This is a genomic window from Erythrobacter sp. A6_0 (assembly GCF_017744235.1).
In the GTDB taxonomy this organism is placed as follows: domain Bacteria; phylum Pseudomonadota; class Alphaproteobacteria; order Sphingomonadales; family Sphingomonadaceae; genus Qipengyuania.
Map to the genome: position 1 here is coordinate 96,069 of NZ_JAGHQR010000003.1, position 23,318 is coordinate 119,386.

General features: G+C 64.8%; 22 protein-coding genes. 8 read left to right on the forward strand and 14 right to left on the reverse strand.

Features of this window, described 5'->3' with window-relative positions:
* Positions 1-4: 4 nt before the first annotated feature.
* Positions 5-556 carry a DUF924 family protein gene (locus J7347_RS09350; RefSeq protein ID WP_209161811.1) on the forward strand — a complete coding sequence of 184 codons (552 nt, stop codon included), beginning with the start codon at positions 5-7 and terminating at the stop codon, positions 554-556.
* Here the strand turns inward: J7347_RS09350 and nth are convergent.
* Genes nth through J7347_RS09365 form a run of 3 tightly spaced genes read right to left on the reverse strand, consistent with a single transcriptional unit; the run spans position 546 to position 3,102 of the window.
* Entirely contained in the window at positions 546-1,202 is a 657-nt protein-coding gene (gene nth / locus J7347_RS09355; protein ID WP_209161812.1) for an endonuclease III, read from the reverse strand. The genes J7347_RS09350 and nth overlap by 11 nt on opposite strands.
* A gap of 3 nt (positions 1,203-1,205) precedes the next feature.
* Entirely contained in the window at positions 1,206-2,339 is a 1,134-nt protein-coding gene (locus J7347_RS09360) for an alkene reductase (RefSeq protein ID WP_209161813.1), read from the reverse strand.
* Positions 2,340-2,397: 58 nt separating this feature from the next.
* Positions 2,398-3,102: an endonuclease III gene (locus J7347_RS09365; protein ID WP_209161814.1), complete on the reverse strand. Its 705-nt coding sequence runs from the start codon at positions 3,100-3,102 to the stop codon at positions 2,398-2,400.
* 77 nt (positions 3,103-3,179) lie between these two features.
* Between J7347_RS09365 and J7347_RS09370 the strand changes: the two genes are divergently transcribed.
* Complete coding sequence (locus J7347_RS09370; protein ID WP_245173988.1) at positions 3,180-3,938, forward strand: carbonic anhydrase; 759 nt, start codon at positions 3,180-3,182, stop codon at positions 3,936-3,938.
* A gap of 51 nt (positions 3,939-3,989) precedes the next feature.
* Here the strand turns inward: J7347_RS09370 and J7347_RS09375 are convergent, their stop codons facing one another.
* The 4 genes from J7347_RS09375 to J7347_RS09390 all read right to left on the reverse strand — a co-directional run bounded on the left by J7347_RS09375 (position 3,990) and on the right by J7347_RS09390 (position 9,204).
* The gene (locus tag J7347_RS09375) at positions 3,990-4,214 is read right to left on the reverse strand and encodes a hypothetical protein (RefSeq protein ID WP_209161815.1); all 225 of its coding nucleotides are present in this window, start codon (positions 4,212-4,214) and stop codon (positions 3,990-3,992) included.
* A complete protein-coding gene (gene guaA / locus J7347_RS09380) occupies positions 4,205-5,779 on the reverse strand; it encodes a glutamine-hydrolyzing GMP synthase (RefSeq protein ID WP_209161816.1) in 1,575 nt (524 codons plus the stop codon). The genes J7347_RS09375 and guaA overlap by 10 nt, the downstream gene beginning before the upstream one ends.
* A gap of 381 nt (positions 5,780-6,160) precedes the next feature.
* Positions 6,161-7,726 (reverse strand): class I adenylate-forming enzyme family protein, encoded by a 1,566-nt coding sequence (locus J7347_RS09385; RefSeq protein ID WP_209161817.1) that lies wholly within the window; start codon positions 7,724-7,726, stop codon positions 6,161-6,163.
* Positions 7,727-7,818: 92 nt separating this feature from the next.
* A complete protein-coding gene (locus J7347_RS09390) occupies positions 7,819-9,204 on the reverse strand; it encodes an L-serine ammonia-lyase (protein WP_209162081.1) in 1,386 nt (461 codons plus the stop codon).
* 122 nt (positions 9,205-9,326) lie between these two features.
* On the opposite strand from J7347_RS09390, the gene gyrB reads away from it, so the two are divergent.
* The gene (gene gyrB, locus J7347_RS09395) at positions 9,327-11,882 is read left to right on the forward strand and encodes a DNA topoisomerase (ATP-hydrolyzing) subunit B (RefSeq protein ID WP_209161818.1); all 2,556 of its coding nucleotides are present in this window, start codon (positions 9,327-9,329) and stop codon (positions 11,880-11,882) included.
* 7 nt (positions 11,883-11,889) lie between these two features.
* Positions 11,890-12,627 carry a M50 family metallopeptidase gene (locus J7347_RS09400; protein WP_209161819.1) on the forward strand — a complete coding sequence of 246 codons (738 nt, stop codon included), beginning with the start codon at positions 11,890-11,892 and terminating at the stop codon, positions 12,625-12,627.
* 3 nt (positions 12,628-12,630) lie between these two features.
* Here J7347_RS09400 and J7347_RS09405 read toward each other — a convergent pair whose 3' ends face one another.
* The 7 genes from J7347_RS09405 to J7347_RS09435 all read right to left on the reverse strand — a co-directional run bounded on the left by J7347_RS09405 (position 12,631) and on the right by J7347_RS09435 (position 18,776).
* Positions 12,631-13,296 (reverse strand): hypothetical protein, encoded by a 666-nt coding sequence (locus J7347_RS09405; RefSeq protein WP_209161820.1) that lies wholly within the window; start codon positions 13,294-13,296, stop codon positions 12,631-12,633.
* Positions 13,297-13,383: 87 nt separating this feature from the next.
* Positions 13,384-13,998, reverse strand: a complete 615-nt coding sequence (locus J7347_RS09410; RefSeq protein ID WP_209161821.1) for a hypothetical protein — start codon at positions 13,996-13,998, stop codon at positions 13,384-13,386.
* The gene (locus tag J7347_RS09415) at positions 13,982-14,644 is read right to left on the reverse strand and encodes a lysophospholipid acyltransferase family protein (RefSeq protein WP_348521600.1); all 663 of its coding nucleotides are present in this window, start codon (positions 14,642-14,644) and stop codon (positions 13,982-13,984) included. The genes J7347_RS09410 and J7347_RS09415 overlap by 17 nt, the downstream gene beginning before the upstream one ends.
* Entirely contained in the window at positions 14,632-15,447 is an 816-nt protein-coding gene (locus tag J7347_RS09420) for a hypothetical protein (RefSeq protein ID WP_209161822.1), read from the reverse strand. The genes J7347_RS09415 and J7347_RS09420 overlap by 13 nt, the downstream gene beginning before the upstream one ends.
* Entirely contained in the window at positions 15,444-17,051 is a 1,608-nt protein-coding gene (locus J7347_RS09425; protein WP_209161823.1) for a carboxyl transferase domain-containing protein, read from the reverse strand. The genes J7347_RS09420 and J7347_RS09425 overlap by 4 nt, the downstream gene beginning before the upstream one ends.
* A gap of 253 nt (positions 17,052-17,304) precedes the next feature.
* The gene (locus J7347_RS09430; RefSeq protein ID WP_209161824.1) at positions 17,305-17,610 is read right to left on the reverse strand and encodes an alkylphosphonate utilization protein; all 306 of its coding nucleotides are present in this window, start codon (positions 17,608-17,610) and stop codon (positions 17,305-17,307) included.
* Complete coding sequence (locus J7347_RS09435) at positions 17,607-18,776, reverse strand: isovaleryl-CoA dehydrogenase (RefSeq protein ID WP_209161825.1); 1,170 nt, start codon at positions 18,774-18,776, stop codon at positions 17,607-17,609. The genes J7347_RS09430 and J7347_RS09435 overlap by 4 nt, the downstream gene beginning before the upstream one ends.
* A gap of 129 nt (positions 18,777-18,905) precedes the next feature.
* Here J7347_RS09435 and J7347_RS09440 point away from each other — a divergent pair, with 129 nt between their 5' ends.
* Genes J7347_RS09440 through J7347_RS09455 form a run of 4 tightly spaced genes read left to right on the forward strand, consistent with a single transcriptional unit; the run spans position 18,906 to position 23,318 of the window.
* Positions 18,906-20,444, forward strand: a complete 1,539-nt coding sequence (locus J7347_RS09440) for an HWE histidine kinase domain-containing protein (RefSeq protein WP_209161826.1) — start codon at positions 18,906-18,908, stop codon at positions 20,442-20,444.
* Positions 20,441-21,004, forward strand: a complete 564-nt coding sequence (locus J7347_RS09445) for a hypothetical protein (protein WP_209161827.1) — start codon at positions 20,441-20,443, stop codon at positions 21,002-21,004. Before J7347_RS09440 ends, J7347_RS09445 begins: the two co-directional genes overlap by 4 nt.
* Complete coding sequence (locus J7347_RS09450) at positions 21,001-21,777, forward strand: ATP-binding cassette domain-containing protein (protein ID WP_209161828.1); 777 nt, start codon at positions 21,001-21,003, stop codon at positions 21,775-21,777. Before J7347_RS09445 ends, J7347_RS09450 begins: the two co-directional genes overlap by 4 nt.
* On the forward strand, positions 21,774-23,318 hold the full coding sequence (locus J7347_RS09455; RefSeq protein WP_209161829.1) for an ABC transporter permease/substrate-binding protein: 1,545 nt from the start codon (positions 21,774-21,776) through the stop codon (positions 23,316-23,318). The genes J7347_RS09450 and J7347_RS09455 overlap by 4 nt, the downstream gene beginning before the upstream one ends.

The following is a 23,318-nucleotide window of genomic DNA, read 5'->3' on the forward strand; positions in this document are numbered from 1 at the left end:
GGCAATGGCTGCCGTCGCCCGGCCCTGGGCGCGAGACCTGCTTTATGTCTGGTTCGAACGCCTTGGCCCGTCCGACTGGTTCGGCGGCGTTGAGAAGGTCGACGATCTACTCGCACGCCGCTTCGAGCATGTGCTTCACGCGATGGGATCGCAGCCGGCATATGACTTTCTCGGCGATCGAACGATCGCCCGCGCCGCGATCCTTCTGTTCGATCAGGTGTCGCGCAATCTCTATCGCGACAGGGCGCAGGCCTTTGCTTGGGACGATCTTGCGCTGTCCCTAACTCATGCCGCGCTTCGCCGGGGCTGGCTGACCGGCCTTTCGCGGTCCGAAAAGCAATTCCTGCTCATGCCCCTGATGCATAGCGAAGCAATCTTCGATCAGGAATTGAGCCTGCGCCTGTTTGCGCGGCATGTCCCCGGATCGCTCGGCTTCGCAAAAGCGCATCACCGCATGATCGCACGCTTCGGCCGATTTCCGCATCGCAACGAAGCGCTTGGACGGACAAGCACCGAAGCGGAAAAGCGCGCAGTGGCGGCAGGCTTCAGTTGGTAGCGCGCGTCGCGGCGTAGAATTCGCAACAGGCGTTGACCGGACAGGCCGGACATTTCGGGGCGCGGGCCGTGCAGACGCGCTTGCCGAACTGGATCAGCCAGAAATGTCCGTCGCGCAGCGCCCATTCCGGCGTGCGCTCTTCCAATTGCTGCGCGGTCCGATCCGCCGTCTTCGCATCGGTCAAGCCGATGCGGTTGCAGACCCGGTGCACATGCGTATCGACCGCGATCACGTCCTTTCCGAAGGTGAAGCTCATCACGATATCGGCGCATTTGCGCCCGATGCCGGGCAGGCTCATCAGCCCCTCTCGGCTGTCGGGCACCACGCCGCCATGCTCCGCCAGCAAAGCCTCGCAGAAGCGGCGGATCGAGCGGGTCTTGTTGTTGTAGAGCCCGCACGGCTTGATGGCGGCGGCGATGTCCCGGTCGTCCAGCTCCAGCATCGCCTCCGGCGTCGTCGCCAGCGCGAACACCGCCCTGCTCGCTTTCGCCGTGTTGCGGTCGAGCGACTGGGCGGACAGCATGCATGAAATGCAGGACCGGAACGCGTCGGGCTGACCCTTGGGGCCCTTCGCGTCCGGAGTGCGCCCCGGCATTTCGTGCGAGAGGATGCGATAGACGCTCTCTACCGCCTCATCGTCCAGCATGGCTCAGGCCGGGAGGGGATCGTTTACCTGCTCCAGGCTGGGATAGTCGGTATAGCCTTCGGCCCCGCCGCCATAGAAGGTGCTTTCGTCCGGTTCGTTATAGGGGCCGTCCTGCGCGATGCGGGCGGGCAGATCGGGATTGGCGAGGAACAGGCGTCCGAAGGCGACCGCATCGGCATGGCCCTTCTCGATCCACTCGGCGGCTTCGGCAGGTTCGAAATTGCCATTCGCGATGAATGTGCCGTCGAAGGCTTCGCGCATCGTCTTCAGGATTGCGTCGCCGCTCTGATCCTTGCCCTCGCCGGTATGCGAATTGGGGCGAATGACGTGGAGATAGGCGAGCCCCTTTCCGGCCAGCGCTTTGGCGGCGGCGGGATAGGTCTCGTCCGGATTGGCATCCTCGGTGCCGCCGGGGCCGCCCTGCGGCGACAGGCGCACGCCGACGCGGTCCGCGGGCAGCTCCTCGCACACCGCCGCGACCACTTCGCGCATCAGGCGCAGGCGGTTGTCGAGGCTGCCGCCATATTGATCGTCGCGGTTATTAGTTTCGGAGCGGATGAACTGGTCGATCAGGTAATTGTTGGCGCAGTGGACCTCGACCCCGTCGAACCCGGCCTTCGCGGCGCAACGGGCGGCGTGGCGGTAATCCTCGATGAGGCCGGGGATTTCGTCAGTGCGCAAGGCGCGCGCCTCTTCGAACGGCACTTGCGGCCCGTCTTCGTGGCGATCGCCCACGAAGGCTTCGCCCTCGGGCGTCCAGGCGCTGGCGGAGACGGGCTTGCCGCCATCGGGCTGAAACACCGAATGGCTGATCGCGCCGACATGCCATAACTGGCAGAAAATCCGTCCGCCCGCCTCGTGCACTGCGTCGGTCACGACCTTCCAGCTTTCGACCTGGCCATCGGTAAAGATGCCCGGTGTCCAGGCATAGCCCTGGCCCTGCTGGCTGATCTCCGTGGCTTCGCCCACGATCAGGCCTGCACCAGCACGCTGCGCGTAATAGAGCGCGTGGAGGCCGGTCTGTTCGTTGGTCTTCGCTTCGGAACGGCTGCGGGTGAGCGGCGCCATGACGATACGGTTGGGCGCTTCGAACGCACCGAATGTGACGGTGTCGAAAAGGGGGGCATTGCTGGGCATGGGAACTCCGATGACTGTTAGCCACCCAACGGCGGAGCCGGGCAGAGCGTTCCGGTGCTCAGGTCCGGGCCAGCCCCGTCGCGCAGAGCGAGCAGGCGGCGCAGGCCGCACAATCGGGCGCGCTGGGCCTGCACCATGTCTGGCCGAGCTTTTTCATCAGCAGATGATGCTCGTCGAAATCTTCGCCCGACCAATCGTCCGGCATGGCGGGCATGATCGCGTCGAAAGCGCGCGCGGTGGTCGCCTTGGGCGGCACGAGGCCCATGCGCTGGAGAATGCGGGTGTGGTGCGAATCGAGGACGATGGTGCGCCGGTCAAGCGTGCTGGCGTTCATGATGCCCGCCGCGATCTTGCGTCCGATGCCGGGCAAGCGTTCGAGCCAGTCCATCGCCTCGCCGGTTTCCGTCTCCGCAAGATGGGACAGATCGACCGCCCCGCGCTGTTCGATCAGCGCGGTGAGGCTCGCCTTTAGGCGCTCGGCCGCAATGTTGGGATAGGTCTGCGTCGAAAGCCCCGCCTGCAATTCCTGAACCGGCGCCTCGGCCACCGCCTCCCACGAACCGTAGCGGGTCAGCAGGCGGTCGGTCGCGGCATTCGAAACCGGCGACTTCGTGCGCGCGCCGATCACGCCCTGCACCAGCACCCATTCCGGCTCGCGCCAAGCCGCCGCCGCTCGCTCGATCCGCCCGAAGCGCTGGATCAGCAGCGCCTGAAGACGGCGCAAAGTGTCGGTGCGGGGATCGGCAAAAAGGGATCGCGGCAAATTTGCAAGCTCCGGTGGGATCGCTAGGGTCGGGTTTGAACGGTAACAACTCCGAACTTCATGAAAAGGGATCGACCATGCACGATACAAAGTCCGACCACGCGCTCGAGAATTCGAGCCGACGGAACTTCATGGGCACGGCCGCCCTCGGCACGGCGGCGATGGCGATGGCCGGATGCGCCAGCGCCTCGGCACAGCAGACCGTGGCAGCGGCAGCCGCGCCGATCGACACCAGCAACCTGACGCCGGATCAGGCGCTCGCCATTCTTCAGGAAGGCAATGCCGCTTTCCTGCGCGGCGAACAGCGCTCCGGCATCTCGAACGCGCAGCGGCGACTCGAACTGGCGGAGGGCCAGTCGCCCTTCGCGGCCTATGTCACTTGTTCGGACAGCCGCGTGCCGCCCGAATTGCTGTTCGGGCGAGGACTGGGCGAACTCTTCATCATCCGCAATGCGGGCAACACGGTGGACACGGTCGCGCTCGGCAGCATCGAATATGCGGTCGGCGTGCTCGGCGTGCCCCTCGTCGTCGTGATGGGCCATGAAAGCTGCGGCGCAGTGAAGGCGGCGGTCGACGTGGTGAAGAACAATGCCACCTTCCCAGGCCAGATCGGGCGCATGATCGAACCGATCATCCCCGCCGTGCTCGCCTCTCGCGAAAACGGAGCGATCGATCTCGACAATGCGGTGCGCCAGAATGTGCGCCGCGTCGTCTCGCAATTGCGCAACCAGACCGATCCGCTGATGCAGGAACCGCTGGCCGAAGGACGATTGAAGGTTGTCGGCGCCTATTACGATCTCGACACCGGCGCGGTGGATTTCTTCGACCGCGGTTAGACGCTCGGAGAAAAGAAGCGGTTTTCGAACGGTTTGGCTGCGAGACGCCGGTCAGGCGTTAGCGCGGTAATTCCGTTCGAAGACCGCCTCGCGCTCGGCCTTTTTCATGCCCGCCGTCTCCTCGACGAAGCGGTTGCGGTCCTCGCGCGTTTCGAACACCCAGACGCAGACGCTGTCGGGCCCGTGGTAGATTGCCTTTAGCTCGTCATCCACGGCGCACAATTCCTGCGGCATGGCGACGGGGATGCAGAGCGAGGTCGGAGGCGTTATTCCCACTCGATCGTGCCCGGCGGTTTCGACGTGTAGTCGTAGGTCACCCGGTTGATGCCCTTCACCTCGTTGACGATCCGCGTGGCACACTGGGTGAGGAAGCTGGCGTCGAAGGGGTAGACGTCCGCCGTCATCCCATCCGTGCTGGTCACCGCGCGCAAGGCGCAGACGCTGTCATAGGTGCGGTGATCGCCCATAACGCCCACGGTCCTGACCGGGAGCAGCACGGCGAAGGCCTGCCAGATCGCATCGTAGAGCCCGGCCTTGCGGATCTCGTCGAGATAGATCGCATCCGCCTTCCGCAGGATGTCGCAACGCTCCTTCGTCACTTCGCCGGGAATACGGATGGCCAGGCCGGGTCCGGGGAAGGGATGGCGGCCGACGAAGATTTCGGGCAGGCCCAGCTCGCGGCCCAGCTCGCGTACCTCGTCCTTGAACAGTTCGCGCAACGGCTCGACGAGCTTCATATTCATCCGCTCGGGCAGGCCGCCGACATTGTGGTGGCTCTTGATCGTGACGGATGGGCCGCCGGTGAAGCTGACGCTTTCGATCACGTCGGGATAGAGCGTCCCCTGCGCGAGGAAATCCGCGCCGCCGATCTTCTTCGCCTCCTCCTCGAACAGGTCGATGAAGGCGCCGCCGATGAACTTGCGCTTCTTTTCGGGATCGGTCTGGCCCGCGAGGCCCGAGAGGAACATCTCTTCGGCGTCCACATGGACGAGCGGGATATTGTAATGGTCGCGGAACAGAGTGACGACCTGTTCGGCCTCGTTCATCCGCATCAATCCGTGGTCGACGAAGACGCAGGTCAACTGGTCGCCGATCGCTTCGTGGATCAGAACGGCGGCGACGGCGGAATCGACACCGCCCGACAGGCCGCAAATGACCTTTCCATCGCCCACCTGCTCGCGGATTTCCGCAATCTTGGTGGCGCGGAATTCGGCCATGGACCAATCGCCGGCGAGGCCGCAGACATGGCGCGCGAAATTGGCGATCAGCTTCGCCCCATCGGGTGTGTGGACGACTTCGGGATGGAACTGGACGCCGTAATATCTGCGCGCCTCGTCCGCGATCACCGCGAAAGGCGCGCCATCGCTGGTGGCGACGATCTCGAACCCGTCGGCAAAGCGCGTGACCTTGTCGCCATGGCTCATCCAAACCTGATGGCGCTCGCCCTCCTCCCATAGACCGTCGAACAGCGCGCAGGACTTGGTAACCGTGAGGAAAGCGCGGCCGAACTCGCCACCTTCACCCGTTTCATGGCCGGGGCGGACCTCGCCGCCCAATTGGTGCGTCATGACCTGCTGGCCGTAACAGATGCCCAGGATCGGCAGGCCGCTGTCGAACAGGCACTGGGGCGCGCGCGGGCTTCCATCCTCGGGCACGCTGGCGGGCGATCCGGACAGGATGATGCCCTTGGGCTTTATGCGGGCGAACGCTTCTTCCGCCATGCTGAACGGCGCGATTTCGGAATAGACGCCCGCTTCGCGCACGCGGCGCGCGATCAGCTGCGTCACCTGGCTGCCGAAATCGACGATAAGGATGGAGTCGGGGAGATGCTCTGGGTCCATGGGCGAGCCGTTACCGCCAAGGTGCCGACCGGTCCAGAGAGAGGGCGCGCTCTTTCGCCGAAGCTTGATTGCAAGAAACGCAACCGCATTTGGCGTTTTCTCACTTTCGTTCGCAGGGGTGCAACATTATTTCGCACTCCAGACGCCGATCCGGTCCTCCCATTGCGATCGGCTCCTGCAGGAAATTCCGCTTCAAGGTGCATCGCGCCGGCGGCATCCTGGTCCTCCCTTGCGGGGCAAGAACGGTCGGAGCCTCCTCTCCCCCTGATGCCCGACCGGTCTCGCAAGGCGCTAGGCAGCGAGTAGAGACGCGGCCGCCGAACCCTCTCCCCCCTACCCCATCGGCGCCGCGTCTCGAAAGCGCGTACGCCGCCTTGGCAGCTATTCCGGCAGGCCGCGGCGCTCGGCTTCGGCGCGCAGTTCGGTTTTCAAAAGCTTGCCGATATGGCTTCGCGGCATATCGTCGATGGCGTGCAATTGCGCGAGCCGCTGGGTCTTGCCGAGCCGGGCATTCACTGCGGCGAGGATCGTTTCCGTATCCGGCGCATCTGCGCCCAGCCGGACGAAGCCGACCGGCGTCTCTCCCCATTTGCGCGAAGGAACGCCGATAACTGCGGCTTCGGCGACGCCTTCTTCCTTCTCGAGCTCGGTTTCGAGATCGACGGGATAGATGTTGAACCCGCCCGAAATGATCATGTCCTTCGCGCGGCCGACCAGTTCGACGAAACCGTCCGCATCGACGCGCCCGATATCGCCCATCCGCTGCCAGACCTCTCCCGTTGCCGGATCGGTCCAATAGCCTTCCTGCGTCTTTCCGGGCTGGTTCCTGTAACCGCTCATCATCGTGGCGCTGCGGCCCACCAGATTGCCTGCCGTTCCGGACGGCGCTTCGCGATCGTCGTCGTCCAGCACCTTCACTTCGCTGCCCGGCGCAGGGCGACCGACCGTGTGCAGCTTGTCCAGAAACTCGTGCGCGGGCAGCAGGCAGACGAGGCCGCCTTCGGTCATGGAATAGATCTCGATCAGCGCGCCGGGCATGCGCGCCAGAACCTCGCGCTTCAACTCGGCGGAGAAGGGCGCGCTGGTGCAGTATTTCAGGCGCAGAGCGGACAGGTCGGCATCGTCCAGCCCCGGCGCGTCCATCAGCCGCTGATACTGGACCGGTACCAGCATGGTGACGGTAGTGCGATCCTGTTCCGCATGGGCCAGCCAGCGTCCGGCATCGAACTTGCCCACCACTCTCACCATTCCGCCCGCCAGCAGCGGGGCGAGGAAGGCGACCATGGTGGTGTTGGAATAGAGCGGCGTCGATGCGAGCGCGCGCACCTCCAGCCCGCTCGCGCAATAGGAATTGGCGGTGGAGGCGAACTGCGTCCAGCGCATGCCGTGCGAATGGACGATGCCCTTGGGCGTGCCCGTGGTGCCGCTGGAATAGATGATGTTGAAGGCGTCTTTCGGCTCGGGCGCGAAGGCAGGCGCGCGCGTTCCGGCGGGTGCCATCCACTCGTCCAGCCCTTCGTCGAGGACGATCCGCGTCAGCCCGGCAAAGCTGTCTTCACCCAACTCGCTCAGCTTCGCGCGGTCGATGAAGATATGCGCCGCGCCCGAATCGCGCGCCATTTCCGCCAATTGTTCGGCGCTGGCGCTGGTCGTCAGCGGCGCGGCGACGCCGCCAGCCCGCACCGCCGCGAGGAAGACCAGCGCGTAGGGTATCGATGAGGCGCCGAGGATCGCCACCGCCTGGCCGCGCTCCAAACCTTCTTCGACAAGCCGCGCCGCGATCCGCTCGATCCGGTCGGCCATCTCGGCCCAGCTCAGCGCGCCGGTTTCGTCCCGCAAAGCGATTTGCTCGGGCTGCGCTTCGGCCCAGGCGGCCAGCGTGGCGGAAAAATCGCCGAAGGCTTCGGCGAGGCGGTCGGCAGTGGCCGGAATCGAAGTGTCTCCCATGCGCGCACCGTACCCGCCGGGCGCGCCATGTCGAGCGTTTCAGCCGTAAAGCGGTAGATCGCAGGCGACAGTCCGGCCGCGCACGATCGCCGTCAGCATTCGATGACGTTTACCGCCAGCCCGCCCTGGCTCGTTTCCTTGTACTTGGTCGACATGTCGAGCCCGGTCTGGCGCATGGTCTCGATCACCTGGTCGAGCGTGACGCAGCTTTCGGCGGCCGTACGATGAAGCGCCAGCCGCGCGGCATTGACCGCCTTGACCGCACCGATGGCATTGCGCTCGATGCAAGGCACTTGCACCAGCCCTGCAACCGGGTCGCATGTCAGGCCCAAATTGTGCTCCATCCCGATTTCCGCCGCACTGGCGACTTGCTCGGGATTGGCACCCCACAATGCCGCCAGCCCGCCCGCCGCCATCGAGCACGCCACGCCGACTTCGCCCTGGCAGCCCATCTCGGCGCCCGAGATGCTGGCCCGCTGTTTGTAGAGCAGCCCGATCGCGCCCGCCGTCAGCAGGAAGGTGCGGCGGCTTTCCTTGCAATCCTTTTCATCGGCGGTCTTGCAATAGAAGCGCATTACCGCCGGGATGATGCCCGCCGCCCCGTTGGTGGGCGCGGTGACGACGCGGCCTCCGGCGGCGTTCTCCTCGTTCACTGCCATGGCATAGCAATTGAGCCAGTCGAACAGCGATTCGCGCTCGTTCGATTGCGGCTGGGCGGACAGTTTGTCCCACAGATCGGGCGCGCGGCGGCGCACCTTCAATCCGCCGGGCAGGATGCCGCGCTGCGACAGGCCGCGATCGATGCAGCCATCCATCGCCTCGGCCACCCGGTCGAGCCCCGCAATTGTCTCGTCGCGCGAACGCATCGCGTCTTCGTTGGCGAGGACGAGGTCGGCGATGGCGCTATCCTGCGCTGCGCACAGGCCGAGCAGCTCCGCCGCCGAGCCGAAGGGGTGCGGCACGCTCGCGCCGGTGCGCACCCGATCGTCCTTGGGTTTGCGCTGCAATTGCGCCGCGCTCGCCACGAAGCCGCCGCCGGTCGAATAATAGGTCCGCTCAAGCAGAACCGCGCCATCGGCATCGCTCGCGCTCAGCCGCATGCCGTTGGGATGGAGATCGGGAATGATGTGCCCGGCCAGGTCGATATCGCGCGCTTTCTCGAACCCGATCGCGTGCTTGCCCCCCAGCGCGATCTGCCCGGTTTCGCGGATGGTCTCCAGCGTCGCAGCCGCCTCGTCGGGATCGGTGCGGTCGGGGCGGAAGCCTGCAAGGCCGAGGATGGTGGCATCCACCGTCCCGTGCCCCACGCCGGTCAGCGCCAGCGATCCCTGCAATTCCACCGCGACCCGCGCCGTCCGCTCCAGCAGGCCCGCTTTTTCCAGCGCGCGCACGAAGCGCACCGCGATCCGCATCGGGCCGACCGTGTGCGAGCTGGAGGGGCCGATGCCGATGCGAAAGATGTCGAGAATGGAAAGCATGCCGTAACGGCACGTGGCGCTGTCGGCACGTCCGGTCAAGCGATCAGAAGGGTGAGCGGGCAAGATGGGGAAAAGCCCCCGTAAACTTTGTCAAAGGCCCTCTATGCGCCTATATACTGGATATGGACGAGAACACCCCAGCGACGCCGGAAAACGGCGCATCCGAGACTCCCAATTCCGCAAAACGCAACGGCCAGTACGGCGCCGATTCGATCAAGGTCCTGAAGGGCCTCGACGCGGTGCGAAAGCGCCCGGGCATGTATATCGGCGATACCGACGATGGCTCGGGCCTCCACCACATGGTGTTCGAGGTTTCGGACAATGCGATCGACGAAGCGCTGGCGGGCCATTGCGACCTCGTCCTGATCGAATTGAACGCCGACGGGTCCGTGTCCGTCGAGGATAACGGGCGCGGCATTCCGGTCGATCTTCACAAGGAAGAAGGCGTATCCGCTGCCGAGGTCATCATGACCCAGCTGCACGCGGGCGGTAAGTTCGAGAACACCAGCGACGACAATGCCTACAAGGTGTCGGGCGGTCTCCATGGCGTGGGCGTCTCGGTCGTCAACGCGCTGTCGGAATGGCTCGAACTCGTCATCTGGCGCGACGGCAAGGAACACTGGATGCGCTTCGAGCATGGCGACGCAGTCGAGAGCCTGCGGGTCGTGGGCGATGCGCCGCCGGTGGAATCAAACGGCGACGAGAACGGGCTGAAGAAGGGGACGCGCGTCACCTTCAAGGCCAGCGAGGACACGTTCAAGAACGTGACCGAATTCGATTTTGACAAGCTGGAGCACCGCTATCGCGAGCTCGCTTTCCTCAATTCGGGCGTGCGCATCAAACTGCGCGACAACCGGCACGAGGAGCCGCTGGAGCACGACCTGTTCTACGAAGGCGGGATCGCGGCCTTTGTCAAATATCTCGACCGCAACAAGCAGCCGCTCGTCGCCGAACCGATTTCGGTGAGCGCGGAAAAGGACGGGATCGGGATCGACGTCGCGCTGCAGTGGAACGACAGCTATTACGAGAACGTCCTCACCTTCACCAACAACATCCCGCAGCGCGACGGCGGCACGCACCTCGCAGCCTTCCGCGCCGCGCTGACCCGCACGCTCAACAATTACGCGACCGCCAGCGGATTGATGAAGAAGGAAAAGGTCACGCTCTCGGGCGAAGATATGCGCGAAGGGCTGACCGCCATCGTTTCGGTCAAGCTGCCCGATCCCAAATTCGGATCGCAGACCAAGGACAAGCTGGTCTCTTCCGAAGTCCGCCAGCCGCTCGAATCGCTGATGGGCGAGAAGATGGGCGAATGGCTGGAGGAAAACCCCAACGACGCCAAGGCGATCATCCAGAAGATCATCGACGCCGCCGCCGCGCGCGAGGCCGCGCGCCGTGCCCGCGAAATGAGCCGCAAGGGCGCGATGAGCGTCGCTTCGCTGCCCGGCAAGCTGGCCGATTGTCAGGATCGCAATCCCGCCAATTGCGAACTCTTCCTGGTCGAGGGTGATTCCGCGGGCGGTTCCGCCAAGCAGGGCCGCGACCGCAAGACGCAGGCGATCCTGCCGCTGAAGGGCAAGATCCTGAATGTCGAGCGCGCACGGTTCGACCGGATCATTTCCTCGAAGGAAGTCGGCACGCTGATTCAGGCGATGGGTACGGGCCTGCGCGACGAATTCACGCTCGACAAATTGCGCTATCACAAGATCGTCATCATGACCGACGCCGATGTCGACGGCGCGCATATCCGCACGCTGCTGCTGACCTTCTTCCACCGCCAGATGCCCGAGATCGTGAAGGCCGGGCACCTCTTCATCGCGCAGCCGCCGCTCTACAAGGTGACGCGCGGCAAATCGGAAGTCTATCTCAAGGATCAGGCCGCCTACGATCGCTATCTGACCGAACAGGGCCTGCAGGGCCGCGTGCTGGAGACGGCGGGCGGCACGCGCGGGGCGGGCGAATTGTCCGAACTGGTCGCGCATGGCCTGCGCATGCGGAACCTGCTCGGCTTCGTGCCGCGCAAATACGATACCGACCTGATCGAAGCGATGGCGCTGGCAGGCGCGCTCGATCCCGAATTGTCCGATCGCAGCGAAGCGCTCGGCCGCGCCGCCGCGCATCTCCAGCTGGGCGATCCGGAAGCGAACTGGTCCGCCGACCGGCTTGAAAACGGCACGGTGCGCTTCCACCGCCTGTGGCGCGGCGTGACCGACGTGCACGAGATCGAGGGCAAGTTCCTCGACAGTGCGGAAGCGCGCAAGCTGCACCGCGTGGCGAGCGAACAGGCCGAAGTCTACACCGCGCCGGTGCGCCTGGTGAAGGGGTCGGAAGAGACGGTCGAGGAAGAGGTTTCGGACGAAAGCGAAACGGACGCTGCCGCCGATGCCCCCATGGCCGAAGACGGCGCGATCATCCTGCCGACCCAATTGCTCGAAGCGGTCCTGGCCGCCGGGCGCAAGGGCCAGAAAATCCAGCGCTACAAGGGCTTGGGCGAAATGAATGCCGAGCAGCTTTGGGAGACCACGCTCGATCCGGACAATCGCGCGCTGCTCCAGGTCAAGGTCGAGGATGCCGACGTCACCGACGAGATCTTCACGCGGCTCATGGGCGACGTGGTCGAACCGCGCCGCGAATTCATTCAGGATAACGCGCTTAACGTCGCGAATCTCGACGTTTGAGACCGATTTGAAGAACCCGATCGCGCCGGGATCACAGGCCGAACAGGTCGGGCGCCTGCTTCTCGCGGGCGCGCTGGTCCTGTTCCTGCCGCTGATCCCGTTCGGCGCGTACCTGCTCTATCCCTTCGTCATCCTGACGACGTGGTTCCACGAAATGGCGCACGGGCTGGCGGCGATGCTGGTGGGCTGGGATTTCCAGCGGCTGGTGATCCTGCCCGACGGTTCGGGCTTCGCCGAAAGCTTCACGCCGGTCGAGGCCGGACGCCTAAAGCGCGCGGTCGTCGCGGCGGCGGGGCCGCTTGGGCCTACCGTGGTGGGTTCGCTGCTGATCCTCGCTTCGGGCCGCCGCCGCAGCTGGCGCCCGGCGCTTTATGCCCTGGCCGGAGCGCTGATCGCATCGACCCTCATCTGGGTGCGCAGTTCGGTGGGCGTGATCGTCCTGCCGCTCGTGGCGCTGATCCTCATGGGTATTGCGCGCAGCGACAGGCCCAATCTCGAACGCTTCACGCTGCAATTCTTAGGCATCCTCGCCGCGCTCAGCATGCTGCGCGACTGGAATTACCTGTTCACCGAAAGCGCTGTGATCGGCGGGCGCCGTGTCCTGTCGGACACCGGCGCGATCGAGGCGGCGCTGGTCCTACCGCACTGGATCTGGGCCGGGCTCATCACGCTTCTGTCGGCACTCGCGATCGGAGCGAGCCTCAAGCACGCCCTCAAGGAAGACGGCAGCACCGCCCGCCGCTAGTGCTCAGTCCGGGCGCACCGGGCGACCGTTCGCAGTCATGCTGGCGGTATCGGCATCGCCGAAACTTTCGCCGTTGTGGTCTGCGACCGGGTCGCCCGCCCCATCGGCGCGATCGGTAGTGACCGACGTTTCCTCGACCGCATCGGCGACCAGCTCGTCATAGAGCTTCTCGTAATGGTTGAGCGCGCGGCGCATCTCCTCGGTCGTGGCATCCCCGCGCTTTTCGGCGATGTCGTGCCCGTCACGGTAATGGCGTGCCACGGTGCCATGATCGACTGTCAAATCTTCGTAACGCCGGTCGAAATCGCCCATCGGATAGCCGCGCGTATCCATCATGTTGGCGAGCAGGCGATCGCCGCGCAGCACCGCTTCCTGCGGGCTATCGACAAACAGCGCCTTCACATCCTTCCACTCGGCGGCGAAGCGATCGCGTTCGGCCACCGTCAGCGGGCGGATGTCGAATTCAGCCACGCGCTTCTGGCGCTCTTCCAGATTGCGCTCCGCATCGCTGCGCCCACCGACGCTGTCGACCGTGCGGTCGTATTCGTCGCCGAACTTTTCGCGCAGCTGGCTGGTCTTGCGGCGCCGCAGGACGAACCAGACGATGGCGAACACCGCGATCACCACGGCAATCACGACAAGCAATTGGATAAGTTCGGCTTCCTGCATGGCAACTCTCCTCATGCGCCGCCATCCGCCAGCGCTCGGGAGCAATACGCGCCATATGGGCGGAGCGTTCCGCCCGCTCCTTAGGGATCAGCGGACCGAGCGTGCGCGCAGCGCCAGCCAGGTCGCCAGGATCGGTCCGATCGCGGTCCACGCGGCAACCCACCAGCCCGCGCTGGCGGCGGCGATCCAAAGGCCCCACCAGATCAGCGCCATACCCCATCGCGCGCGCCCTGCCGTTCTGCGCGCCCGCAGCCCGTCGAGCAGGAAACCGAGCACGTAGATCCCCAGCCCGACCAGCGAGAGCCCGCTGACCGGCTCGATCGAAGAGGCCTGGATAATGCCGTATTGCACCGGACTCGCGACGAGGAACAGCAGCAGCGCCCGCCCCAAGGCGCGCAGTACCGCCTGCATGATGGGCGGTGAGGTTTCGTCCGCCGAAACGCCCATCGCCCCGGATGCCTGGGCCGTAAAACGCCCCGACACCGCAACCCAGAGTCCCCAAGCCACGGCCATACCTGCAAGCTGATTGGCAAGCGGTGCGGGCGCGGCCAGCTGGAACCAGCTCGCCCCGGCGAGCAGGACGATTCCCAAGCCCCAGGCCGCCTGCCCGAAAGCGAGGCGCGGCGCGAAGACGCCCAGAATCAGGGCCAGCCCCAACAGGATCGCCGCATTCGCGATTACGGATTCAAGTACGATCGCCATAATTCTCCCCTCTTGCGACGTCCGGCCCGCCCATCATCCGCGCGCTCTCTTCCAAAGCGAGGAATCGCGCGCAATCGGGCCGCTTCTCCCTGTAGAAGCTGGCGAGTTTTGCAAGATCGGCACTATAATCGCCGCTCGGCCATAACGGCTCGCCGATCCCGCCGCGCAGATTCTCGTGATCGACCCAAGCGGGCACGATCGGAACCTTCGCCGCCATCGCGATGTGATAGAACCCACTCTTCCATTCGCCCGATCCGCTACGCGATCCTTCGGGCGCAATCACCAGCGCGAGTTCGTCGGCGTGAGCGAAAGCCTCAGCGATCTGCTGGACATAATTCCCACCGCGCCGGCCGCGTTCGATCGAAATCCCGCCCATATCGCGCATGAAGCCGCCCATCGGCCATTTGAACAGCGTGTGCTTGCCGATGAAACCGGGCGGAATGCCCATTCTCTGCGCGGCGCCCAGCACGAAGATGAAATCCCAGTTCGACGTATGCGGCGCGCCGAGGATCACGCATTTGCGCACATCCGGCGCCGCCCCCTCGAACCGCCAGCCCTTCCAGCGATAGAGGCCAAGCAGAATACGCCAGACAAGGCGGGAAAGGAGCGAGGGCTTGCGCCTGCCGTCCATCGTCAATCCACCCACTCCACCCCGGCAATCTCGTCTACCCCGCTGATGTACCAACTCATAATCGCATAGGCGTCTTGGGCATCGAGCACCGAGCTGTGATACCCGGCATGTCGTGCATATTGCAGCCCCTCGGCCTGCGAAAGTCGGCGCTCGACTAGGAAACCACTGCCATCACACGTAGCTTGCAGGAACTCGAATTCGCTTCTCTCGAGAATCATAAATTCCTCTTCGCCGGAAGCGATCGCGGCCAGAGTTTGGCGAAGCGCTTTTTCGTCAAGCTCCACCGGCGCGCCACCCGAAATCTGAGCACTGACCGGCGACGAAATCCCTGTCGTCGCGGCAAGCCTATTAGGCTCGGCCATTCCAGTGTCGAATCGCGCACCAAGCGCATGCCGGATCGGATGTTCGGAAAAATCCTGACGATCGAAAAGAATCAGAACGCCGCCCGAAAACGCCAGTAAGGCAATTGCGATCGGAATAGCTCCCATTGCGTTCAGCGATCCCGTAATCGCGCCGTCGATGGCCCAGATCGCACCGGTCAAACCGCAGGAGACCAAAGCCAGAACTGCCGGAACAGCGAGCGACATCACCCATATTTCGCTCGCCCCAGCATTGCCGCGGACCCACGCCAGCACGCGAAAATGTGTTTCGGGATACTCCCATCCCAGACAGAAAAATGGGCCGACCGAAAGGCCACGCAGACCCGGCCTCATATCGAACCAGCCCCGGAGGTCGGCAGAGATTTTCTGGCGCGTTTCAAGGCTTCGCTGCGGCGCCGAGATACGCCAAATCCATTTGGCTCGCGGTGGGCGTGTCACATCCTGAACACGCCGAAGGCCGGGCGGTCGGCGATCGGGGCTTCGAGGCTGGCGGACAGGGCTAGCGCCAGCACGTCGCGGGTCTGGGCGGGGTCGATCACGCCGTCGTCCCACAGGCGGGCGGTTGCGTAATAGGGATTGCCCTCGTCTTCGTATTTCTGACGGATCGGCGCCTTGAAGGCTTCGGCCTCTTCCTCGCTCCAGCTGTCGGCGTCGCGATGGACGGTGGCGAGGACGCTTGCCGCCTGCTCGCCGCCCATCACCGAGATGCGCGCATTGGGCCAGGTGAACAGGAAGCGCGGCGAATAGGCGCGGCCGCACATGCCGTAATTGCCTGCGCCGAACGATCCGCCGATCACGACGGTCAGCTTGGGCACGGTCGCGGTGGCAACCGCGGTCACCAGCTTGGCACCGTGCTTGGCGATGCCTTCCGCCTCATATTTCCCGCCGACCATGAAGCCGGATATGTTCTGGAGGAACAGCAGCGGGATGCGTCGCTGGCAGGCCAGTTCGATGAAATGCGCGCCCTTCTGCGCGCTCTCGGAAAACAGCACACCGTTATTGGCGAGAATCGCGACCGGCATGCCCCAGATATGCGCGAAGCCGCAGACCAGCGTGCTTCCGTATTGCGCCTTGAACTCGTGGAACTCGCTGCCGTCCACGATCCGCGCGATCACCTCGTGCACGTCATAGGGTGCACGCACGTCATCGGGGATCAGGGCATAGAGATCTTCCGCGTCGAATTTGGGCGCGCGCGGTTCCTTTATCGCGATATCCGTGGCCGCGCCGGTATTGGCGCCGAGATGCGACACGATATCGCGCACGATGGTGAGTGCGTGCTCGTCGTTCTCAGCAAGGTGATCGACCACGCCCGATTTCTTCGCGTGAAGGTCCCCGCCACCCAGATCCTCGGCGCTGATCTCTTCGCCTGTCGCCGCCTTCACCAGCGGCGGCCCGGCCAGGAAGATCGTGCCCTGCTCGCGCACGATCACCGTCTCGTCGCTCATCGCGGGCACATAGGCCCCGCCCGCCGTGCAGCTGCCCATCACGCAGGCGATCTGCGGAATGCCGAGCGCGGACATATTGGCCTGATTGAAGAAGATGCGCCCGAAATGGTCGCGGTCGGGGAAAACCTCGGCCTGATAGGGCAGGTTCGCACCTCCGCTATCGACCAGATAGATGCACGGCAGGCGGTTCTGTTCGGCGATCTCCTGCGCGCGGAGATGCTTCTTGACCGTCATCGGGTAATAGCTGCCGCCCTTCACCGTCGGATCGTTGCACACGATCATCACCTGCCGCCCCGAAACGCGCCCGATCCCGCAGATCATAGAGGCGCCGGACACGTCGCCTTCATACATCCCGTTCGCGGCCAGTTGGCCGATTTCGAGGAAGGGCGAGCCGGGATCGAGCAGCCGCTCCACCCGCTCGCGCGGAAGCAGCTTGCCGCGCGACACATGGCGTTCGCGATGCCGCTCGGACCCGCCCAGCGCCGCTTCGGCGACCTTCTCGCGCAGGTCTTGGGCCAGCGAACGGTTGTGATCGAACCGCGCCTTGGCGTCAGGCGCCTCACGATCGAGCTTGGTGGTCAGGGTGGGTGCGGTCATTGAGCCTCTACGTTCGAGTGTCGAATTGCCCAATGCCGCCATGCGACCGAAAAGACAAACAGAGCGAACCCCGACTGCAAGAGCCAGGGGATCAGAAATTCCTCAAAGCCGATCGGCATGGTGTATCCATTTACGACGACATTGGACGCCATGATAGCTGTGCCGAGCATGATCGCCCATCGCGCGGGCAGCGCCGAGCGGTCCCCCTCCCCGTTGCGAGGAGGATTCAGGTCTTCCGCACTCCCATCGGTTCTCACCGCTTCTTCACGAATTCGGCGCGCAGGACGAGGCCCCTGATGCCGGGGTATTTGCAGTCGATCTCCTGCGCGTCGCCGGTCAGGCGGATCGATTTGATGAGCGTGCCCTGCTTGAGCGTCTGGCCCGCGCCCTTGACCTCCAGATCCTTGATCAGCGTCACCTGATCACCGTCCTGCAGCAGATTACCGACCGCGTCGCGCACTTCGATGGTGTCCGCCGCAGCCTGCTTTGCTGCGAGTTCGGAAGCGGGCATCCATTCGCCGCTCTCCTCGTCGTAGACGTAGTCTTCGTCGGCGCTCACCCAGCCGCCCCAATCAGTTCGCGGCCAATCAGCATGCGGCGGATCTCGTTTGTGCCCGCGCCGATGTCGAGCAGCTTGGCATCGCGCATGTAGCGCTCCACCGGCCAGTCGAGCGTGTAGCCTGCCCCGCCAAGCGCCTGGACGCTTTCGGCGGCCACGCGGAAGGCGTTCTCGCTCGCCAGCAGGATCGCGCCCGCCGCATCGAAGCGAGTGGTCTTTTCGGCATCGCAGTTCTTGGCGACTGCATAGGTGTAGGCGCGCGCCGACTGGAGCGCGACATACATGTCCGCGACCTTGGCCTGCATCAGCTGGAAGCTGCCGAGCGGCTTTCCGAATTGGGTACGTTCGCGCAAATAGGGAATCACCGTGTCGAGACACGCCTGCATCACGCCCAATTGCAATCCGGCGAGCACCACGCGCTCGTAATCGAGCCCGCTCATCAACACGCCGACACCGCCGTTTTCCGGGCCCATCACGTTCTCGTCCGGCACGAAGCAATCGTCGAAGACCAGCTCGCTCGTCGGCGAACCGCGCATGCCGACCTTTTCGATCTTCTGCCCGATCGAGAAGCCTTCGAAATCCTTTTCGATCAGGAAGGTCGTGATCCCCCGGCTCTTCGCTTCGGGATCGGTCTTGCCGTAGACGACCAGCGTATCGGCATAGGGCGCGTTGGTGATCCAGAACTTGGTGCCGTTGAGGCGATAACCGCCATCGACCTTTTCGGCCTTCATCTTCATCGAGACGACATCCGATCCCGCGCTCGCCTCGCTCATCGCGAGCGATCCGACATGTTCGCCGCTGATCAGCTTGGGCAGGTATTTCGCCTTCTGCTCCTCATTACCCCAGCGTGCGATCTGGTTGATGCAGAGATTGGAATGGGCGCCGTAGCTCAATCCGACAGACGCGCTCGCCCGGCTGACTTCCTCCACCGCAATGACGTGTTCGAGATAGCCGAGGCCGAGGCCGCCATCTTCCTCGCTCACCGTGATCCCGTGCAGGCCCAACTCGCCCATCGCGGTCCACAGATCCTCACGCGGGAACCAGTCCTCGCGATCGACCTTTTCGGCCAGCGGCGCGATCTGCTCGTCCGCGAAGCGCGCGACGGTGTCGCGGATCATTTCGCCGCTCTCGCCGAGCTGGAAATCGAAATCTGGGGTGGCGCGCATCATCTGCTCCTGAGCGTGAGTTCGTCCGGCGGATCGCGTCCGCCGCCTTGGCCACAGCCCGTAGCCGAGCCGTGCATGGCGGGCAAACCCCTTGCGAAGTCACCGTCTTAGTCTAAGTCGGCAATCACCATGAAGCTCAGCCGTTTTCCCCTTTGGCCGGCCCATCAGGCAGCCGATCCCGCCTCCAACGATGAAGGGCTGCGCAATCGCGTCATCGCGGCCTATGGCGCCGATGCGGTTCAGGACGACCGTGAACTGGCGCAGATCGTCGAATTTGCGGCACGTTTGTGCGAAGTCCCGATCGCCATGGTCACGCTGGTGGAAAAGGATCGCCAGCGCTTTCTGGCACGCAAGGGCTTTCCGGGGCTTGAGACGCCTCGCTCCACCAGCCTGTGCGCGCATACGATGGAAGGCCAGGGGCCACTGGTTGTGCCCGATGCGAGCGAGGATGCGCGCTTCGCCGAGATGGAGCTGGTGAAGACCGACGATGGCGTTCGCTTCTATGCCGGGCAACCGCTTGTTTCCAGCGAGGGGGTGCCGCTGGGTGCGCTGTGCGTGATCGACCGGGAAGCGCGACCCGAAGGTTTGAATGCATTGCAGCGCGAAGGGCTTGAAGTCCTCGGCCGCGCGGTGATGCGCCGCCTGACAGCGGAGCGTGACGCCGCCTTTGCCAAAAACCGGATCGAAGTCAGCGAGTTGCGCACGCGCCAGCTCGCGGAAAACCTGCCTGTCTATGCCTGGGCCGCGAATGCCGAGGGCGAGATCGAATACGCCAATCCCGCGCTTTACGAATTTCTGGGCGTCGACGATCTCTCCGATTTCGATTCCGCCGCGCTGGTGCATCCCGACGACATCGAAGAGCTGAGAGCCGCTCGCACAGTCTCGCGCGCGAGCAAGAAACGCTGGGAGGCCAAGGCGCGCCTGAAGCGAAACGACGGTGTCTATCGCTGGATGATCCTGCGCGCCTGGCCCTTCGTCGTCGGTGACGAAGATCCCCAGACCTGGTTCGGTGCCGCCGTCGATATCGACGATCTGCAGAGCGTGTCCGATTCGCGCGACCTACTTGCGCGCGAGCTTTCGCACCGGATCAAGAACATCTTCGCCGTGATCAGCGGGCTGATATCGCTGCAGGGTCGCAAGCATCCGGGGGCCGAGGATTTCGTCAGGGAATTGTCGGACACGATCCGCACGCTGGGCAAGGCGCACGATTTCGTCCGCCCCCATGCCGGGCGGACCGAAAATACGCTGAACGGGCTGCTGGCCGAACTGCTGGCGCCCTATGGCCGGATCGACGGCAAGCGAATCGGGATCATCGGAAGCGGGTGTGCGATCGGCGAAAAATCGGCAACGCCGCTGGCTCTCATCTTCCATGAATTGGCGACCAATTCGGCCAAATACGGCGCGCTTTCGCATGCCGACGGCCATCTCGCGGTCGAGATCATCGACGAAGGTTCGCAAGTGGTCGTGGCTTGGCGCGAGACTGGCCTGCCGGAAAGCGACGAGGCGGGAGCGCAAGGCGCGCCCGACACGACCGAACGCGAAGGCTTCGGTTCGCGCCTGCTGCGCACCGCCGTGGAAGGGCAGCTGCAAGGCAAATTCACACGGCGAATCGTGGACGGCATGCTCGAAGTCGATCTGGAACTGCCATGCGACAAGCTGCAAGCGTGACTGCGCGCACCCTGATCGCAGTCCTTGCGGGGATGGCACTGCTTGCGGCGTGTTCGCCCGACACGCCGGAAAACGAAGTCGCGGCTGGAAACGCGCTCGAGGCCGCCGAGGGCGGGGCGGCGGAGCAGGAAAGCGCTACGGCCGGTTTGAACGGTGAGGACGTGCCTGCCGATTTCGCGCGTACAGCCTGGCGGGTCGAAGATGAAGATGGGGCGCGATACACCACGTTTCTGGACGATGGCGGCCGTTATCGCGATCTTCGCAATGGCGATCCGTGGCATTCGGGCAGCTGGGAAGTCGATGGGGATGACAGGCTCTGTCTCTCTCCCGACACGGATGACGAGGCGCGAAGCGATGGCGCTTCCGAAGCCGCGCAGGAAACGAACGACGGGCCGCGCACCTGCTGGAGCCCACGCGGCATGGACGGCGATGGCGGCATGATCGTCCAGGCCAGCAGCGGCAAGCGCGTGCGCCTGCAGCAGGTCGATTACCGTGCGCCCGAAGCCGAAAGCGGCGAGGCGGTCAGCGACACCGGTTCGGACGCCTCCGCACCGGCATGAGCGCGGGCGACAGTGCCCTCCAATTCGACTCGGTCGCCCGCCACTACGGCGATCTGCGCGCGGTGGACGAGGTCTCGATCGCCATTCCCCACGGCCAGTTCGTCGCGCTCGTCGGCGCATCGGGCTCGGGCAAATCGACGCTGCTCAAGACCGCCAATCGCCTGACCATCCCCAATACCGGACGTGTGCTGATCGACGGTGAGGACGCCGCGAGTCTGCCCGTCAGCGCCTTGCGGCGCCGGATCGGCTATGTGTTTCAGGGGATCGGCCTGTTCCCACATATGAATGTCGCTGAAAACATCGCCATCGGCCCGCGACTGGCGGGCGAGCGGTTGAGCGAGGCACGGATTGCCGAATTGCTCGGCCTCGTGGAACTCGATCCCACGATGGCCGCGCGCATGCCCGATGCCCTGTCCGGCGGCCAGCGCCAGCGCGTCGGCGTGGCGCGGGCTCTGGCGGACGAGCCGCGTCTGCTGCTGATGGACGAACCGTTCGGCGCGCTCGATCCGATTACGCGCGACGCACTCGGAGACAGAGTGCGCGCTTTGCACGACGATCTCGGTCTCACCACGGTCATGGTCACGCACGACATGGCCGAAGCGTTGTTACTGGCCGATCGCGTGCTGGTGATGGAGCAGGGACGGATCGTCGCCGACGAAACGCCGCTGGCTTTGCTCGAAGGCGCGGGCGGCGAGATCGCGCAAGGCCTGGTCGCGGTCCCGCGCGAACAGGCGCGGCGCCTGGCCGCATTGCCGGGGAGCGGAGAGGTGTGACCGGTTTCTGGGACACGCTGTTCGGATTGGGCGACAAGCTCGCCGCCCATATCCTTCTCGCGGCAAGCGCCATCGCGCTGGGGATCGCAATCGCGCTGCCGCTGGCCGTCTGGGCCAGCCGGTCGCGCGCCGTCGCACGCCTGGCGCTCGGCTTTGCGAGCCTGGTGCAGACGATTCCCGCCCTCGCTCTGTTGGCGCTGTTCTTCCCGATCCTGTTGAGCCTGCGCGCCGTGTTCGGCGACGATCTGCCGACGCTCGGCTTCCTGCCTGCCCTGCTCGCGCTCACGCTCTATGCCCTGCTGCCGATCCTGCGCAACGCAGTCACCGCGCAGACCAATCTCGACCCCGAAGTGCTGGAGGCGGCCGACGGCGTTGGGATGAGCGCATGGCAGAGGCTGCGCTTGGTCGAAGCGCCGCTGGCCGCCCCGTTCATCATGGCGGGCATCCGCACCGCCGCGGTCTGGACCATCGGCGCCGCAACGCTCAGCACCACGATCGGCCAACCCAGCCTTGGCGACCCGATTTTCGCCGGATTGCAGACGCAGAACTGGGTGCTGGTTCTTGCGGGCTGTTTCGCCAGCGCGGCCTTGGCATTGACCGCCGATCTCCTGCTCGGCCTGATCGAGCGCGGCTTCGCCTTGCGCAAACGCGCGCTGTGGCTGGGCGGGATGATCGCCGTCCTGCTCGGCGTGGGCGCTGCCGGTTTAGCCCAGTACGCGCCCTGGCGCGGCAATGCGGACGACAGGATAGTGATCGGCGCGAAGAGCTTTTCCGAACAATACATCCTCTCCCGCCTGATCGGCCAGAGGCTGGAAAATGCGGGATACCGCGTCGAATATCGCGATGGGCTCGGCTCGGCGGTGGTCCACCGCGCGGTGACGACGGGCGCGATCGACATCAGCGTGGATTACACCGGCACCCTGTGGGCGAACGAGCTGAAGCGCGAAGACAATCCGGGGCGCGAGGCGATGTATGAAGCGATCGTCGAGTGGAAAGAGCGCACGAGCGATGCCCGGATTTTCGGGCGGCTCGGATTCGAAAACGCCTATGCCTTCGCCATGCGGAGCGATCGCGCCCGCGCTCTGGGCGTCTCCTCGCTGACCGATCTTTCCGGCGTGGCGGGGCGTCTCACCGTGGGCGGCGATCCCGAATTCTTCGAGCGGCCCGAATGGATCGCCGTGCGCGATATCTACGGGATGCGCTTTGCGGAGACGCGCAATTTCTCGCCCACCTTCATGTACGATGCGCTGCAATCGGGCGAGGCGGACGTGATCAGCGCCTATACCTCGGATGGCCGCATCGCGGCGGATCGCCTGACCGTGCTGGAAGACCCCGAAGAAGCGCTGCCGAGTTACGACGCGCTGATCGTGTTGAGCCCGAAAGCGAGCCGGGACGAACGATTGCGCGCCGCGCTCGAGCCGTTGCTGGGCGCGATCGACGTGGCCGAAATGCGCGCGGCGAATTATGCGGTCGACCGTACCGAGGACAAGCGGACGCCCGAACAGGCGGCGGCGGAACTGGCCGACGCCATCGGGCTTTGA

What these genes read in the sequence shown, in the direction of transcription:
- J7347_RS09370 (WP_245173988.1), top strand. Translation starts at nt 3,180, where the DNA reads ATGCACGATACAAAGTCCGACCACGCGCTCGAGAATTCGAGCCGACGG.
- J7347_RS09450 (WP_209161828.1), top strand. Translation starts at nt 21,001, where the DNA reads ATGAGCGCGGGCGACAGTGCCCTCCAATTCGACTCGGTCGCCCGCCAC.
- J7347_RS09385 (WP_209161817.1), bottom strand. Translation starts at nt 7,726, where the DNA reads ATGGGAGACACTTCGATTCCGGCCACTGCCGACCGCCTCGCCGAAGCC.
- gyrB (WP_209161818.1), top strand. Translation starts at nt 9,327, where the DNA reads ATGGACGAGAACACCCCAGCGACGCCGGAAAACGGCGCATCCGAGACT.
- J7347_RS09410 (WP_209161821.1), bottom strand. Translation starts at nt 13,998, where the DNA reads ATGGCGATCGTACTTGAATCCGTAATCGCGAATGCGGCGATCCTGTTG.
- J7347_RS09405 (WP_209161820.1), bottom strand. Translation starts at nt 13,296, where the DNA reads ATGCAGGAAGCCGAACTTATCCAATTGCTTGTCGTGATTGCCGTGGTG.
- J7347_RS09390 (WP_209162081.1), bottom strand. Translation starts at nt 9,204, where the DNA reads ATGCTTTCCATTCTCGACATCTTTCGCATCGGCATCGGCCCCTCCAGC.
- J7347_RS09440 (WP_209161826.1), top strand. Translation starts at nt 18,906, where the DNA reads ATGAAGCTCAGCCGTTTTCCCCTTTGGCCGGCCCATCAGGCAGCCGAT.
- guaA (WP_209161816.1), bottom strand. Translation starts at nt 5,779, where the DNA reads ATGGACCCAGAGCATCTCCCCGACTCCATCCTTATCGTCGATTTCGGC.
- J7347_RS09425 (WP_209161823.1), bottom strand. Translation starts at nt 17,051, where the DNA reads ATGACCGCACCCACCCTGACCACCAAGCTCGATCGTGAGGCGCCTGAC.
- nth (WP_209161812.1), bottom strand. Translation starts at nt 1,202, where the DNA reads ATGCTGGACGATGAGGCGGTAGAGAGCGTCTATCGCATCCTCTCGCAC.
- J7347_RS09350 (WP_209161811.1), top strand. Translation starts at nt 5, where the DNA reads ATGGCTGCCGTCGCCCGGCCCTGGGCGCGAGACCTGCTTTATGTCTGG.
- J7347_RS09435 (WP_209161825.1), bottom strand. Translation starts at nt 18,776, where the DNA reads ATGCGCGCCACCCCAGATTTCGATTTCCAGCTCGGCGAGAGCGGCGAA.
- J7347_RS09360 (WP_209161813.1), bottom strand. Translation starts at nt 2,339, where the DNA reads ATGCCCAGCAATGCCCCCCTTTTCGACACCGTCACATTCGGTGCGTTC.